Source organism: Gemmatimonadota bacterium, from assembly GCA_016712265.1.
Taxonomy (GTDB): domain Bacteria; phylum Gemmatimonadota; class Gemmatimonadetes; order Gemmatimonadales; family Gemmatimonadaceae; genus RBC101.
In genome coordinates this window covers 734,703-750,952 of record JADJRJ010000031.1, presented here as the reverse complement: position 1 = coordinate 750,952, position 16,250 = coordinate 734,703, and the positions used below count along the sequence as shown (strand labels likewise).

13 protein-coding genes are annotated in these 16,250 nt (G+C 67.1%); 10 read left to right on the top strand and 3 right to left on the bottom strand.

Annotated features, from left to right (window positions below; all coding sequences use genetic code 11):
• Positions 1-36: 36 nt before the first annotated feature.
• Both IPK85_24100 and IPK85_24095 read left to right on the top strand, forming a co-directional pair.
• Complete coding sequence (locus IPK85_24100; protein MBK8250452.1) at positions 37-2,097, top strand: S9 family peptidase; 2,061 nt, start codon at positions 37-39, stop codon at positions 2,095-2,097.
• 119 nt (positions 2,098-2,216) lie between these two features.
• Positions 2,217-2,585 (top strand): hypothetical protein, encoded by a 369-nt coding sequence (locus IPK85_24095; GenBank protein MBK8250451.1) that lies wholly within the window; start codon positions 2,217-2,219, stop codon positions 2,583-2,585.
• Between the two features lie 10 nt (positions 2,586-2,595).
• On the opposite strand, the gene IPK85_24090 is transcribed toward IPK85_24095, so the two are convergent.
• Both IPK85_24090 and IPK85_24085 read right to left on the bottom strand, forming a co-directional pair.
• Entirely contained in the window at positions 2,596-5,268 is a 2,673-nt protein-coding gene (locus IPK85_24090; GenBank protein MBK8250450.1) for an ABC transporter permease, read from the bottom strand.
• 20 nt (positions 5,269-5,288) lie between these two features.
• A complete protein-coding gene (locus IPK85_24085; protein MBK8250449.1) occupies positions 5,289-5,618 on the bottom strand; it encodes a PadR family transcriptional regulator in 330 nt (109 codons plus the stop codon).
• A gap of 415 nt (positions 5,619-6,033) precedes the next feature.
• On the opposite strand from IPK85_24085, the gene IPK85_24080 reads away from it, so the two are divergent.
• From IPK85_24080 to IPK85_24045, 8 genes are all read left to right on the top strand, one after another.
• Positions 6,034-7,749 carry an aspartate ammonia-lyase gene (locus IPK85_24080; protein ID MBK8250448.1) on the top strand — a complete coding sequence of 572 codons (1,716 nt, stop codon included), beginning with the start codon at positions 6,034-6,036 and terminating at the stop codon, positions 7,747-7,749.
• Positions 7,746-8,129, top strand: coding sequence for a hypothetical protein (locus IPK85_24075; protein MBK8250447.1), 384 nt, complete (start codon positions 7,746-7,748; stop codon positions 8,127-8,129). The genes IPK85_24080 and IPK85_24075 overlap by 4 nt, the downstream gene beginning before the upstream one ends.
• Positions 8,130-8,384: 255 nt before the next feature.
• Positions 8,385-9,644 carry a cytochrome c oxidase subunit II gene (coxB, locus tag IPK85_24070; GenBank protein ID MBK8250446.1) on the top strand — a complete coding sequence of 420 codons (1,260 nt, stop codon included), beginning with the start codon at positions 8,385-8,387 and terminating at the stop codon, positions 9,642-9,644.
• 72 nt (positions 9,645-9,716) lie between these two features.
• Positions 9,717-11,636 carry a cytochrome c oxidase subunit I gene (gene ctaD, locus IPK85_24065; protein ID MBK8250445.1) on the top strand — a complete coding sequence of 640 codons (1,920 nt, stop codon included), beginning with the start codon at positions 9,717-9,719 and terminating at the stop codon, positions 11,634-11,636.
• A complete protein-coding gene (locus IPK85_24060) occupies positions 11,637-12,404 on the top strand; it encodes a cytochrome c oxidase subunit 3 (protein MBK8250444.1) in 768 nt (255 codons plus the stop codon). It abuts the gene before it with no gap.
• Between the two features lie 8 nt (positions 12,405-12,412).
• On the top strand, positions 12,413-12,721 hold the full coding sequence (locus tag IPK85_24055; protein ID MBK8250443.1) for a cytochrome C oxidase subunit IV family protein: 309 nt from the start codon (positions 12,413-12,415) through the stop codon (positions 12,719-12,721).
• A 162-nt stretch (positions 12,722-12,883) separates the two neighbouring features.
• Positions 12,884-13,294: a RidA family protein gene (locus IPK85_24050; protein MBK8250442.1), complete on the top strand. Its 411-nt coding sequence runs from the start codon at positions 12,884-12,886 to the stop codon at positions 13,292-13,294.
• A gap of 155 nt (positions 13,295-13,449) precedes the next feature.
• Positions 13,450-14,859, top strand: a complete 1,410-nt coding sequence (locus IPK85_24045; GenBank protein ID MBK8250441.1) for a DEAD/DEAH box helicase — start codon at positions 13,450-13,452, stop codon at positions 14,857-14,859.
• Between the two features lie 94 nt (positions 14,860-14,953).
• On the opposite strand, the gene IPK85_24040 is transcribed toward IPK85_24045, so the two are convergent.
• Positions 14,954-15,976 carry a hypothetical protein gene (locus IPK85_24040; protein ID MBK8250440.1) on the bottom strand — a complete coding sequence of 341 codons (1,023 nt, stop codon included), beginning with the start codon at positions 15,974-15,976 and terminating at the stop codon, positions 14,954-14,956.
• Positions 15,977-16,250 lie beyond the last annotated feature (274 nt).

The window sequence follows — 16,250 nt, the reverse complement described above, 5'->3', positions numbered from 1 at the left end:
CCAATTTCCCCGATCTCGACCCCAGCCCGCCCCGCCATGCGCTTCTCCACTGCCTTCCTCGTCACCGTGCTCGGCACCTCTGTCGTCGGTGCCCAGCGCCCGATCACCATCGATGACATCATGGACCTGAAGAACGCCGGGTCCGTGCAGGTCTCCCCCGATGGGTCGCGCATCCTCTACAGCATTGCGGCGTGGGAGCACCCCGCCGCACGCGACACCAGCAAGGGCGACCAGCACGACATGCGCTCGCATGTCTGGATCATTCGCGCCGACGGCAGTGGCAATCGTCAGCTCACGTTTGGCGAACGCGGAGAGTCCGCCCCGCAGTGGTCACCCGACGGTCGCTACATCTCGTTTGTCTCCGCGCGAGGGGCGGCGAATGGCACGGACGGCCCACGGCCACAAGTCTGGCTGATGCACGCCGATGGCGGCGAAGCGTTCGCCCTCACCACGGCACGCGACGGGGTCAGTGGATACACCTGGGCGCCGAACAGCCAGTCCATCGCCTACCTCACCACGGACTCGCTCACCCGTGACGCCGAGGCGAAGGCGCGCCGTCGCGACGACCCCAAGACGTTCGAGGGGGACATGCGGATGCCGCACATCTGGGTCGTGAATGTCGCAACAAAAAAGGCGGAGAAGATCACGAGTGGGGCGTTCTCGGTCGCCGGAACGCCGACCTGGTCCCCGGACGGGACGCGCCTCGCCTTCCTGGCCCGCCCGACGACCCTGATTCGCGATGAACGGCGCGAGGCGCGGATCGTCACCGTGGCCAGCAAGGCGAGCGAGACGGTTGCGGGCCCGGCGAACATGACCCTGCAGTCGACCCCGGTGTGGTCGCCCGACGGCCGCACCCTGGCGTTCGGCGCACTCCTCGAGGACTGGAAGCCCAACGGGGACGGGATGTACCCGCGCTCGCTGCACAACACCAACCTGTTCACCTACGACCTCGCCACCCGGACCGCGAAGAACGCGGCCGCCGCGTCGTGGGACTACTCGGTCGGGCAGCTGCGCTGGTCGCGCGACGGACAGCGCATCTTCGTGAGCACCCAGGATCGCGTGTTCGGCGCGATGTTCGCCTACACGCCGGCAACCGGCCAATACCAGCGCCTCTCCACAGGATCGCAGCTGCGCGCAGCGTCATTCTCCGATGACGAACGCGTGGTGGCCTTCGCGATGGACACGCCGACCTCACCCGCGGACGTGTACGTCACCGACGCGACCTTCGCAGCTCCACGAAAGCTGACGACCGTGAACCCGCAGCTCGCCCAGATCGCGTTCGGCGAGAGTGAAGTCGTCACATGGAAGTCCACGGACGGCTGGACCGTGGAAGGGATCCTGCTCAAGCCCGTGGGATACCGCCCCGGCCAGCGCGTGCCGCTCAAGGTGGACGTCCACGGCGGCCCGACGGGCGCCCACACCAACGGCTTCAAGGCCAACTGGGGATCCCCGGGCCAGTACTACGCCGGCCAGGGATGGGCCGTGCTGTATCCCAATCCGCGCGGGTCCACCGGCTACGGCGAGAAGTTCATGCGCGGCAACATCAAGGACTGGGGCGCGGGCGACTATCGCGACATCATGACTGGCGTGGATGAACTGGTCCGCCGCGGCGTGGCCGACTCGACGCGCCTCGCCGTGACCGGATGGAGTTACGGCGGCTTCATGACGGGCTGGGTCGTCTCGCAGACCGGCCGCTTCAAGGCCGCGATGATGGGCGCCGGGCTCTCCAACATGGAAAGCATGTACGGCACCACCGACATCCCGGGCTACATCGGCACCTTCTACGACGGCATGCCGCAGCTCGACGGGACCATCAACAACAAGTCGCTCGAGTTTTACCGCTCACGCTCCGCCGTCCAGTACGCGAGCAAGGTCACCACGCCGTTGCTCATGCTGCACGGATCCAACGACGAGCGAGTCCCGATCGGGCAGCCGATGGAGTACTTCCGGCACCTCAAGGATCGCGGCAAGACGACGGAGCTGGTCTTCTACCCACGCGAAGGCCACGGCCTTGGGGAGTACTACCACCAGATGGACAAGATCCGGCGCGAGCATGAGTGGCTCACGCGTTTCACGTTGAGGAACGCCGTCCAGTAAGCTGCCCCGCACCATGCCGCGACCGTGAGCACCTGATGGACGCGCGCTCACGGTCGTGATGGACGCGCCGCCACCGGGTGGCGCGACCGGCTTTCCCTTTCTCCCCTTCTGCTCGCCCCGTGGCTCCTCGCTCCTGGCTCTGCACCTGGTGCGGCTCCGAAACCAACCTTCCCGAACGACCGGGGAGCAGCTGGATCGCCGCCGCCTTGCTCGTTCCCTTCGTGATTCCCGGCGTCGTCTACCAGGCGTGGCGCCTGACGTCCAAACGCATGCTTTGCCCGATTTGTGGGCAAGCGCAGCTCATCCCGGGCGACTCGCCCCTGGCGCGCACCTGGCGACACGCGGGGTGGATTCCCGGGCAGTCACTGCCGACCGGGCAAACCGACCCGCGCATCGAGCGCATTGAGCACGCCATCGACGCCATCGCCGCGGAAGTCGAGCGGGTCGGCCGCGCCCGCGACGGAGGACAACGACTCCCGCCAGGCTAGGTCGGTCATCCTACTCCTCGCGCAACGCGCGCATCGGGTCCATCCGGGCCGCGCGCCGCGCCGGCAGGTACCCAGCCATCGCCGCCGCCGCGGCCAGGATCACGGCGGACGCCGCCATCGCCAGCGGATCGCGCGGCGTCAGCCCAAAGAGGAACTGCTGCACGAGCGGCGCAGCCACCAGCACGACGCCGAGCCCGGCCACGGTCCCGACCAGGAGCACCACACCGACCTCGCCCAGGACGCCGCCCAGCACGCGGCGCGGCGCAGCTCCCAGGGCGAGCCGGATGCCGATCTCCCCGCGGCGACGCGCCACGTGATACGCCATCGTGCCGTACAACCCGATCGCCGCGAGCAGCACCGCGAGGATGCCGAAGAACCCAGATAACGTGGCGAGGAGTCGCTCTCGCACGATCGTGTCGGCCACCTGCTGCTCCAGGGCCTTGAACCGCAGGGTGGCCCGTGGGTGGACCTCCGCGAACAGGGCGGTCACCGCCGCCTGGAGCCCCGTCGCAGGGCCTGCGGCCTTGATGACAAACGCGGGCCCCCCGTTGAACGACGAATCCTGGGCGAGGGCAAAGAACGCCGACGGAGGCGCAGGATCTCGGAGGTTCTGATACTTCGCGTCGGTGACCACGCCAATCACCTCGATGGGCGGCGACGTCCCCCGTCCACGCTCGAGCCGGAAGGTGCGGCCCACCGGGTTGGGATGCTGGAAGTACCGCATCGCGGCCGACTGGTTGATGACCGCCACCGCCGGCGCCCCGACTTGGTCCTGCGGGCCAATGTCGCGCCCCGCAACCAACCGCATCCCGAGGGTGGCGAAGTAGTCCGACGAAACCTCGTTGAGGTAGATCTCACGATCCTCGGGCTTCGTCGCGGCGAGACCCTCGATGACGACCAGGTCATTCCACGACGAACGTGCGAGGGGAGTATTGAAGGAGCTGGTGGCGTTGCGCACCCCTGGCAACGCCCGCAGCCGTTCGAGGAGGCGGGCCTGGGTGGTCAACGCCGCCGCACCCGACTCGCGCAGGTTGGCTTCAACCACCAGCACCTGGTCCGGGACGAACCCCGCCTCGACCTGTTCCAGGGCCCGGAAACTTCCGACGAGCAGCGCCGCCCCCGTCACCAGCACGAGCGAGAGCGCGAGTTGGGCACTCACCAGGACCTTCCCGATCCCGAAGCGACTGTGGCCTTCGATCACCCCGCGCCCCCCGTGACCCTGCATCGCGGACTGCGGGTCGGTGCGCACCGCGCGCCACGCCGGGGCGAGGCCGAAGAGCACCGCAGTGGCTACCGCGACCCCAATCGTGAAGAGCAAGACGCGCCCATCGATCGACAGGTCCAGCGAGACCGGGTCCCGGCTCGACATCATCCGCACGAGGAGGTGGCTGCCCTGGTAGGCCAGTCCGATCCCGATGGTTGCCCCAGCAACGGAAAGCACGAGCCCTTCGACGAACAACTGCTGGACGAGGCGCCCGCGCGAGGCACCCAGCGCCACCCGCACGGCCAGCTCACGGCGCCGCACGGAGGCCCGGGCGAGCATGAGGTTCGCCACGTTGGCACACGCCACCAGCAGCACGAGCGCGACGATCCCCATGAGCACCAGGAGGGCGCCGGCGTAGGTCGTCCGCACGCCGGACAAGGCGTCGACGCTCTCGTGCGCCACGAGGTGGCGACCCAGGTAGTCCTTGACGTTCTCCGCCGACCAGTTTGGCGGCGTCGTGCGCTCGAACCACCCCGGGGACAGCTGCGCGAGGCGCGCGTTGACCTGCGCGAGCGGGAGGTCCGAACGCATCCGGCCGAGGATCGTGAGGAACCACCAGCTGCGATGGTCGAGGAAGCCACCGGAGGGCGAGAGGACCTGGCCCGCGCAGAGGGGGACGAAGACCGAGGGTGCGGTCCCGGTCTCGAGGCCTGTGAACCCCGGCTCGGCCACACCGACGATGTCGAACACGTGCCCGCTCAGGGTGACCTGGCGACCCACGGCGCCCGCGTCGCCGCCGAATTCCCGTTGCCAGAAGGCGTGACTGAGCACCGCGGTCGCCGCACACCCGCGCACGTCGTCTGCCGGGCCGAGGATGCGCCCCGACGCCGCCCCCACACCTAGCACGGGAAAGTAGGATCCGCTGACAAACAGCGCGTCGACGGGGCGCTCGACCCCGGTGTCGGCGAGGTTGAATTGGGCGCCCCCAAAGGCGAGGGCCCCCGCGAACACGTCCTGCCCGTCGCGGACCTGTTCCCAGAGTGGGTTGGTGAAGCTGGCCAGCTCGTCGTCTGCCGACATGCTGAGCGCGACCAGCTGCTCGGGCGCCTGCACCGGGAGCGACCGGAGCATGACGGCGTTGACGAGGCTGAAGATGGCCGTGTTCGCCCCAATGCCGAGCGCGAGTGAGGCCACGGCCACCAGGGTGAAGGCCGGGGCGCTGCGCAACGCGCGCGTCGCATACCGCACATCGGCGAGCCACGACTCCGCGCGCGGGGCGAGATCCGCGTCCCGGGTGGCCTCGCGCACCGTGGTGACGTGCCCGAAGCGGCGTCGCGCCTCATGCCGCGCCCGGTCGCGTGGCACGCCCGCCGCCACGAGGTCGTCCTCGCGCTCCGCGAGATGGAAGTCGAGTTCGCGACGGATCTCGTCCTCGACGCGCCCCGGGCGCAGCACATTCAGCAGTCGACGCAACCACATGTCAGCCTCTCGCGTGATGGTCAGGCGTACCGCAACACACGCTGCACGCCATCGCGCAGCCGGGCCCAGCTCTCCTCTGCCTCCCCCAACTGCTTCTTGCCGGCCGCCGTGATGGTGTAGAAGCGCGCCTGCCGGTTCTTCTCGGTCAGTCCCCACGTCGCGCGCACCAGCCCGGATTGCTCCATGCGATGCAGCGCCGGGTAGAGCGACCCCTCCTCCACGCGCAGCTGCTCGTCGGAGACGCGCTGGATGTGCGCCGTGATCCCGTAGCCGTGCAGCGGCCCGCGACGCGCCAGGGTCTTGAGGACCAGGAGGTCGAGCGTGCCCTGCAGGATGTCGTTGCGTGCCATACCTAGACTCCTATGCCTGACGGTCTAGGTATATGGGGTCAGCTCGTCTGTGTCAAATCCACGCGTGTCGTCCGCGTCGGCCCTCGAGGGCCGACCGCGTCACCCCCGGCGGCCGAACACCCCGAGCGCGCCCAGCCGGGCCACCAGACGGCCGGCCATCCGTGCGAACCGGACCGGACCGACCGAGACGTATCGACCCCGCCGGCCCTGTCGTCTGTTGAGGACGTGCTAGACTTCCCTGCGAACCCTCCGCCCCGCGGACTCCGTGCCACAATTGATTCGCGAACAACTCCGGGCCCTCGACTTCCTCTCCGGACTCACTGACACGGCGATCCACCAGCTCGCCAAGCACGTGGAGCCTCGCACCTTCGAGACCAACCACGAATTGTTCGCCCAGGGCCAACCCAGGGTCCTCATGGCCCTCATCGTCTCGGGCGCTATCGCCATCGAGAAGAGCGCGGGCGACCGCCCGATCCGGCTGGTCACCCTTGGGGCCGGCGAGGCCGTCGGCGAGGGGATCCTCTTGGACGAGACGCCGCATGGCACCACGGCCCTCGCCCTGCAGGACACGCAAGCCCTCGTCCTCAGCAAGGACCGGGTCGCCGACATCCTGAAGGACTTTCCGCAGCTTTACGCGGCGCTGGTCGGGCGTGCCGCCCGGGCGATTTCGCGGCGACTGGCGGCGACCGACGCCACCCTCGCCGGCCGTGGACGCCTCATGGGCTTCAGTGGCGCGGCCGTCCGCGAGGAAAAGGACCTCCTCGGCGTCCGCACCGTCCCGAACGACGCCCTGTATGGCGTCCAGACCCTGCGCGCCCTCGAGAACTTCCCGATCACCGGCACCCCGATCCGCGAGCTCCCCGCCCTGATCGAGGCACTCGCCGCCGTGAAGGAGGCTGCCGCGCTGGCCAACCAGGAACTCGGGCTGCTGGATCAGGAGCGATGCGACGCCATCACCACGGCCGCGCAAGAGATCCGCGCCGGCCGACATCACGAGCATTTCCTCGTGGACGTGATCCAGGGCGGCGCGGGGACCTCCACGAACATGAACGCCAACGAGGTCATCGCGAACCGCGCGCTGGAGCTGCTGGGGGAACGCCGTGGGCAGTACGATCGCCTCCACCCGAACGAACATGTCAACCTGAGCCAGTCGACCAACGACGTGTATCCGACCGCTGTTCGATTGTCGCTGCACGGGGAGATCGAGACCCTGCGCGTGGCAATGCGCGAGTTGGCCGAGGCGTTCCTGGCCAAGGGGCGTGAGTTCTCCCCCCTGCTCAAGATGGGTCGCACGCAGCTCCAGGACGCGGTACCCATGACCCTCGGCCAGGAGTTCTCGGCGTTTGGCCACACGATCCTCGAGGATGTGGAGCGCCTGGGCGAGTCGCTGTCGCTGATCCGCGAGATCAACATGGGCGCGACCGCCATCGGGACGGGGATTACCGCCCCGGCGGGCTACGCTGAGTCGGTCCGTCGCCACCTGAGCCAGGTGACCGGGCTCGCGCTGGTGACCGCACCGGACCTGGTGGAGGCCACCTCGGACACCGGGGCGTTCGTCCAGTTGAGTGGTGTGCTCAAGCGCTGCGCGACCAAGCTCTCCAAGATCTGCAACGACCTCCGCCTGCTCTCTTCGGGGCCCCGGGCCGGGTTTGGCGAGATCAACCTGCCGGCCATGCAGCCCGGCTCCTCGATCATGCCGGGGAAGGTGAACCCGGTCATTCCCGAAGTGGTGAACCAGGTGTGCTTCGAGATCATCGGCGGGGACGTGACGGTAACGATGGCGGCGGAGGCGGGTCAGTTTCAATTGAATGCGTTCGAGCCAGTGATCGCCTATCACCTGCTGCGCGGAATTGCGTCACTGCGTAACGCCTGCACAGTGCTGAAGTCGCGATGCGTCGAGGGCATCACGGCGAATCCCGATCGCCTGAAGCGGTTTGTTGAGGAGTCCATCGGGATCGTGACCGCCCTGGTCCCTGTGCTTGGGTACAAGACGTGCACCGACGTCGCAAAGGAGGCGGCGGCGACGGGTCGCGGCGTCTACGACATCGTGATGTCGCGCGGGCTGCTGACGCGGGAGCGCCTCGATGAGATCCTGAATCCTAGCGCGATGATTGGCGGGGGCACGGGATGAGCGGCCCCAAGATGGACGGCGCCGGCATCGCGAAGATGGCGACGCTGGATCAGGCGCAGCTCCAGTTAACGCGTATTCATGCGATCGTGGAGCGGATGGCGATCGAGGTGCGGGGCCAGAAGAACACCTCGCAGATGCGCCAGCAGATCCAGCGGACGGCGACGCCGCTGGTCGGGCTGCTCAAGGGGCAGTTCGGGATGATTTCGGACCTGGTGTCTGCGCTGATCCTGGTGTTGTCACGAGGCGGGAGCGACCAGACGCGCCTGCGCTCGCTGCGTGAGTTCGTGGGCCAGATCCGGACGGCGCTGGAGATCGCCGTGAACAAGACGAAGGAGTTGCACACCTCCGGGGGAGAGGAGAAGGCCGCACCCAAGGGCTGAGAGAGGCTGAACCACGGCTTGCGTCCGGCGACGAGACTGCGCCCCGCGACCGTGCGCGGATCGGTCGTCTGCCTTCAGCCGTCTGTCGTCTGCCGCCTGCGACCTCGTTCGGACCTAAGTCCTTGAATCGCAACGGGTCCGGAACTCCCTGACTGCTTGCCGGCATGCTCCCCGGCCGGTAGCTTGCGGCGGCTTTAGCCTGCCCGTTGCGACCCTCGCGCGGCGCATTTCGACACCACCCCTCTGGACAGAGTGATGACACGGAATTCTGGCCCGCGTCAGCTCGTGCGCGCCGCATGGCCGGCGCTCCTGTTGCTCGCCATCGCGGCATGCGGCGGCAACTACCCCAACTCCACCTTTCTCCCCACGACGGAGTTCAACCGCGACGTCACGTCGCTGTGGAACACGATGATGTGGTGGGGCACGATCGTCTTCGTCATCGTCGAGGCGATCCTGCTCTACGCGATCGTGCGGTATCGGCGGCGACCCAACTCCCCCGATCCGAAGCACGTGCACGGGAACACCGTCATGGAAATCACCTGGACGGTCCTCCCGCTGTTCGTCCTGGCGATCATTGCCGTGCCGACCGTGCGCTACATCTGGAAGTATCAGGGCGCCGCTCCGGCGGACGCGCTCAAGATCCAGGTGATCGGCCACCAGTGGTGGTGGGAGTTCAAGTATCCGCAGTACAACGTCTCCACCGCCAACGAGGTGTACCTGCAGACCGGGCGCGCCGTCGAGTTCGAGCTGCAGACCGTCGACGTGATCCACTCGTTCTGGATCCCGGCGCTTGGCGGGAAGCGCGACTTGATCAACAACCACACGAATCGGATCTGGTTCACCCCGGATTCCACGGGTGAGCAAGCCTTCATCGGGAGCTGCAACGAGTATTGCGGGGACTCGCATGCGAACATGCGGTTCCGGGCCTACACGGTGAATGCGGCGAACTTCGAGAGCTGGGCGACGCACCAGGCGGCGAACGCGGTGTTCCCGCCGCCCGCGCCGCCCGCCGTCGCACCGGCAACGGCGGTCCCGGCCGCCAACAGGGCCCCAGCACCGCCTCCAGCGCCCGCCGCCGCACCGAGCAGCGGATACGAGTTCCCCGTCGACCAGTTGGGTGCCCACATCGTGCCGCGCACACCGATTCCTGCGTCGCTCACGTTCAACGAGGCGGCGCTGGCCAACGGCGATGCGACCCGCGGCTTCCAGACCTACTCGCGGTCGCTGTGCATCGGCTGCCACAAGATCCGCGGCAACCCGGCCTCGCAGAGCCCGATCGGGCCCGACCTGACCCACGTCGCCTCGCGGCATACCATCGCCGGGGGACTGTTTCCCAACGATGCGAAGCATATGGCCTACTGGATCAAGAACGCGGTGGCCATGAAGCCCGGCGCCAAGATGCAGGTGGTCGGCAAGGGCGAGATGGATCCCATCCTCAAGCGGCCGGTCTCGACCGGCGGCCTGACGGACGAACAGATCGCCGACATCGTGGCCTACCTGCGAACGCTGAAGTAGACGGCTGATGGGCCGGGGCGCCGCCCCACGCACCCCGGCACGACCGACCTCCGACACCGAATCCACATCCCCATGGCTACCGTCGCAGCATCTCCCACCTACACGTCGTATGCGAGCGGCGAGAAGGCAGGGATCATGGCGTGGTTGACGACGACCGATCACAAGAAGATCGGCACGCTCTACCTCCACACCTCCCTCTTCTTCTTCGTCTTTGGCGGCCTCGAGGCCGTCCTGATGCGCTGGCAATTGATGAAGCCGAACCAGACCATCGTAACGGCCGACCAGTTCAACCAGCTCTTCACGATGCACGGCACCACGATGGTCTTCCTGGCCATCATGCCGCTCTCCGCCGCGTTCTTCAATTACCTCATCCCCCTGCAGCTGGGGGCCCGTGACGTCGCCTTCCCGCGACTTAACGCGTTCAGCTACTGGGTGTACCTGTTCGGCGGGTTGTTCATCACCATCCCGATCTTCGGCTGGATGGCGCCGAACGGTGGCTGGTTTGCCTACGCCCCACTCTCGGGACGTACCTACTCGCCCGGGATCAACATGGATTTCTGGGTCCTCGGCATCCAGATCCTCGGTATCTCCTCGCTGGCGGCGGCGTTCAACTTTGCGACCACGGTGATCAACCTGCGGGCGCCCGGGATGAACCTGATGCGCATGCCGATGTTCACCTGGATGTCGTTCGTGACGCAGTTCCTGATCATCCTCGCCTTCCCGGTGATCACGATCGCGCTCGTCTTCCTCCAGTTCGACCGCTTCTTCGGCACCAACTTCTACCAGGTCTCGGCCGGCGCCGACCCGCTCCTCTGGCAGCACCTGTTCTGGGTCTTCGGTCACCCCGAGGTCTACATCCTCATCCTCCCGGCCTTCGGCCTGGTCAGTGAGGTCCTGCCGACCAACTCCAAGAAGCCACTCTTCGGGTATGGCGTGATGGCCTACTCCGGGATCCTGATCGGCTTCCTCGGCTTTGGCGTGTGGGCCCACCACATGTTCGCCGTCGGCATGGGCCCGATCGGGGACACGGTGTTCTCGCTCACCACGATGCTCATCGCCATTCCCACGGGCGTGAAGATCTTCAACTGGATCTTCACGATGTGGGGCGGCTCGATCCGCTTTACGGCAGCGATGAAGTTCGCCATCGGCCTCATCGCCCTGTTCACCATCGGCGGCATCTCCGGGATCACCCACTCGTCGCCGCCGTCCGACCTGCAGCAGACCGACACCTACTACATCGTCGCGCACTTCCACTACGTGCTCTTCGGTGGCGCGATCATGGGCATCTTCTCCGGGATCTACCACTACTTCCCGAAGATGTACGGCCGCTACATGAACGAGACGGCCGGCACCTGGCACTTCTGGCTGAACTTCATCGCGATGAACCTGACGTTCTTCCCGATGCACTTCAGCGGCATGCTCGGCATGCCACGCCGCATCTACACGTACGATGCGAACCAAGGCTGGGACACCCTGAACATGATCTCGACGATCGGCGCCCTCCTGCTGATGCCGGCGACGCTGATCTTCATCTGGAACTTCTTCGCCTCCAAGAAGGGCGGGGCCCCGGCCCCGGGGAATGCGTGGGACGCCGCGACCCTCGAATGGTCGATCCCGTCGCCGCCGCCCGAGTACAACTTCGCCAAGATCCCGGTGGTCCACTCGCGGTATCCGCTGTGGGACCTCACCCACCCCGAGCGGACGAAGGACGTGCCCCACACGGACGCCGGCCTCGTACACACCGGTGAGCACGACGTGGTCGACATGCACATCGAGACCGAGACCTTCACCGCGAAGCAGCTCGGCATCCCGATGCCGTCCTCCACGATCAAGCCGCTGTGGACCGCCCTCGGCCTGGTCATCATGTTCACCGGCCTGCTGATCCTGCCCCACAACAAGTCCGCAGGGTTCGCCGGCATCGGCCTTGGCGCCTCCATGCTCGTCGGGTTCCTCTATGCGTGGCTCACCACCCCGCTCGAGGAGCACCACTAAATGCGCGCCGCCGATTCTGCCGGCCGGCCAATTCCTTCCTCCGTCCTTTCCCTCGGAGCCCAACCACTCGTGTCCGCCAACGCCCATGCGGCTCCCGCCCACGGGAGCCACGAGGAGCACCACCACTACACGACCACCGGCCTCGACAGCCGGAAGATCGCCATCTGGGCGTTCATCGGGTCGGAGTGCATGCTCTTCGCCTCACTGATCTCCACGTACCTGATCTACAAGGGCCGCTCCGTCGTCGGGCCGTTCCCGCATTCGTCCTGGACGCACCCGCAGACGGGCAAGGTGTTCGCGCCGATCCTGAACATCCCGGTCACCTCGGCATCGACCTTCGTGCTGCTGATGTCGTCGTTGGCGATGGTGCTCGCGCTGTCCGCGGTCGAGAACAAGGACAAGCCGTTGCCCTCCGGAGCCGGCCTCGGTGACCGGATGCTCGCTTCGTCCAAGCTCTGGCTCTGGATGACGTGCCTTCTCGGCGCCGGCTTCCTCGCCTTCCAGGCCTACGAGTTCACCTCGTTCGTCCACGAAGGGCTGACCATCAAGACCAACCTCTTCGGCTCCACCTTCTTCACCCTCACCGGCTTCCACGGCGCGCACGTGACCGCCGGAGTGATCTGGCTCGGTACCCTGCTCGCGATTGATTACCAGCGCGGGCTCGGACCAAAGGATGCCCTGAACGTTGACCTTGCCGCCCTGTACTGGCACTTCGTCGACGTCGTCTGGATCGCGATCTTCACTCTCCTCTACCTCATTCCGGATTGAGGCCCGACATGGCGAACGATTCCCACGCCGAGCATTACCACCCAAGCTGGAAGGAGTACAAGTGGGTCGCCCTGATCCTCACGGTCATCACGATCGTCGAGGTCTGGGCCTACTACATCCCCAGCTTTGTTGCGTCCTCGATATTCGTCCCCGCATTGCTCATCATGTCGGCCGTGAAGTTCGCGATCGTCGTGATGTTCTACATGCACCTCAAGTACGACCACAAGTTGTTCCGGGCCCTGTTCACCGGGCCGCTGATCATCGCGATTGCCACGTTGATGGCGCTGCTCGCGGTCATGGGTGCGCTGAAGAAGTAGCGGCTCACCCGACCAGACGTAGCGAGGGCCGGGAGCGCAGTTGCCGCTCCCGGCCCTCGTTGCGTCTGGCAGTCAAAGGGGGGCACTAGCCTTCGCGACACCCACCCCGCAGCTTTGCCGTCTGCCGTCTGCCGCCCCCGTCCACCGTCTCGATCCCAACCCATGCGCTACCTCGCTCTCCTCGCCCTCGCCGCCACCACTGTTGGCGCGCAGGACCGCAAGCCGGTCGGCACGTCGTCCCCGACGCTGACCCCGGCGATCATCGTCGGAAAGACGGTCTACGGATCGGGCCAGCTCGGCATGAGCCGCGACAATCCTGATACATCCATCGCCGGCCAGACCAAGGCGACGCTCGAGAATATCAAGCGCGTCTTTGAGCAGGCGGGAACGACCATGGATCGGGTCGACAAGTGCACGGTCTTCATGACCGACGTGAAGGATTTCGCCGGGATGAACGCCGTGTATCGCACCTTCTTCCCCTCGGCACCACCGGCTCGCTCCACGGTAGTGGTGGCCGCGCTGGTGGTCCCCAACGCGAAGATCGAGATCGAGTGCATCGCGCACCTCCCCTGAGGTCGCCGACTTCTCGAAGCGCCCCGGCCCTCAAAGCCGGGGCGCTCTGCTTTTCAGGGCGCCGTTCGGCATTCAACGCCCCCCGCAGGCCCCGAGCCCGCTAGCTTTCGTCTGCCGTCTGCCGTCTGCCGCCTCGCCCCCTACCGGTCCGCCTCCTGTCTTTCTCCACGCTCCATCTCGACCCCGCCCTGCTCAAGGCGGTCAAGGAACTCGGCTTCGCCAAGCCGACCCCCATCCAGTCCGACGCGATCCCGGGGGCTATCGAGGGACGTGATGTCCTGGCGTGCGCCATGACCGGAAGCGGCAAGACGCTCGCCTTCCTACTCCCCGTCGTGCACCAGCTGCTCACCCGCAAGGGGAAGGGCACGCGGGTCCTCGTGCTGACCCCCACGCGCGAGTTGGCCGCCCAGATCCTCGAGGAGTTCAATACCATCGCCCTGCACACCCCGATTCGCGGCGCGGCGATCTTCGGCGGCGTCGGGATGGGGCCGCAGGAACACGCCTTCCGAACCGGCGTCGATGTGCTCGTCGCGACGCCGGGGCGCCTCCTCGACCACCTGCGCCACCCGTACGCATCCCTCGGCCACATCGAGCACCTCGTGCTCGATGAAGCGGATCGCATGCTCGACATGGGGTTCCTCCCCGACATCCGCAAGGTCCTCAAGCAGCTGCCCGCCAAGCGGCAGACGCTGTTCTTCAGCGCCACGATGCCCGGGCCAATCCTCGAGCTGACGCGCGAGATGCTGAAGAGCCCGCTCACGATCAACCTGGCGCGCAAGGCGGCGCCGGCCGTGGGGATCACCCAGGCGGTCTATCCGGTCCAGCAGGAGCTCAAGTCGGCCCTGCTGCTCGAGCTCCTCAACCGGGATCTCATGGAACAGGCCCTGGTCTTCACGCGCACCAAGCACCGGGCCAACCGCCTGTGGGAGTTCCTGGACAAACGCGGCGTTTCAGCCGCCCGGATTCACGGCAATCGCTCGCAAGCACAGCGTACTCAGGCGCTCTCCGGCTTCAAGGACGGGACCTTCCGCGTCCTCGTGGCGACCGACATCGCCGCGCGTGGCATCGACGTGGAGGCGCTTGGGCATGTGGTGAACTTCGACGTCCCGCTCGCCTCCGAGGACTACATCCATCGCGTCGGACGCACGGCGCGCGCAGAACTCACCGGCGAGGCCTACACCTTTGTCTCACCGGGCGAAGAGGACGACCTGCGGGCGATCGAGCGGGCCGTCGGCAAGGGACTGCCGCGCGTGACCCTGCCCGACTTCGACTACAACGCCCGGACCGACCAGAAGCTGGAGGTCCCGCTCAAGGACCGGCTCGCCGCCCACCGCGCGCAGCGCGCGAAGGGACGCGACAAGGCAAACCCGCGCGAGCAGCGGCCGTCACGTGAGGCCGCGCGGTCCGGGCCTTCCCGACCGGCAGCAGCACCCGCCGCGCGCGCCGACCGGCCGGACCACGTCGCAGGGACTCCATCGGCACCGGGCAGTGCCAGCAAGCGACGCCGGCGTCGTGGAGGCCGAGGGCGCGGCCCCCAAGGTGGTGGGCCGTATCGCGAAGCTTGACCAGGCACGGCCCGGGCCTGTCGCCCGAAGCCGCACCCCACACAGCTCCAGCAGCGGCCGGGCATCCCCCACGGGGCGCCCGGCCGCTCTTCACTCAGGCCGGCGCGTCGTTGAAGATGAAGCCGGGGTTGAGCGAAACGGGCACCAGCCCCAACTCGACCCCCGTGCCCGCCGCCAGCAGACCTCGCCGGCGCTCCACCTCCAGTGACAGCAACTCCGCCTCCAGGCACTTCCGTCGGGCCTCGAGGCGCGAGGCCTCGATCGCGACGTTGAGCTGCGCTTCGCGCATGGGATCGCACGACGAGCAGTGGGCCAACTCGGCCTCATACAGCGTTCCGTCCGTGGGGACCGTGATCTCCCGCGTATCACGCGCTTCCTGGCCAACTTTCGGCCCGCCCTTCAAGGTGGCCTCGACCACCTTCTTGAGGCTGGCGCTGAGGTCGCCCATGTCATCCAGGCGACGCCACTCGCCCTGGGAACCCAGCCGCCACTCGATCAGGACCACCCGCGTCACCAGCTGGTACACCTCGAGCACGCGACGCACGAAGTACGTGACGGCGTAACACGGGTTCTCGTTCTTCAGGACACGCTGCGTGCTTTCGCGGTGTTCCGCGTCCTCGAAGGTGCTGACGACGATCGAGCGCTCCGCCTCCATCGCCTGTGACGCGGTCACGGCGTACTGGGAGAAGGTCTCGGCCGTCGCGCTGGCCGTGGCCCCGGTCGCGAAGCGCGTCTCGGCCGCACTCGACCGATCGATGGAACCTGAGGGAGCGCCAAAGAATCCGGCGAGGCCACCGCCCACCGACAGCGACGAATCGGAGGCGGACCGCGTCTCCAGCAGGCTGTTCGCGTACGACGACGTGCTGGACGACCGGCGGTTCTGCGACAACGCGCTGACCGTTTGCCGGAACGACGCGTGCACGGAAAGCCGCTGCGTCTCCGAGCGCGTGCGCCGATAGCGGTCGAACTCGTAGATCCGCACCTCCTCACCGGGGATCAGGGTGGTGGAGTAGAGGAGCGGCCCCTGCTGGCGTCCCTTCAGCTTGAGGCAGTGTTCGTAGGTGACCCGCACGTGCAATCGCTCATCGCCGAACACGCGCGATTCGAAGAAGCTCATGCACCGGTCGTGTGGCAGCCACGGGACATGTGCGGGCCCCTGGCAACCACCTGGTACGTCCCCCATGCATCCGCCGCCACATCCGGTGCAATCCCCGGCGCCTGCGGCGCCATGGGTGTGTGCGCTCGTTCCCATCGTCCCCTCCCGTCTGGTTGATCGGCACGGACGGTTCCGTGCACCTGCATACTGCGCATCCTCGACGGCGCAGGACACTGGGGCTCCCCGATACCCCGAGCTCGACGGTACGGCGGCCTGCCAAAGGCACCCCGCTGGC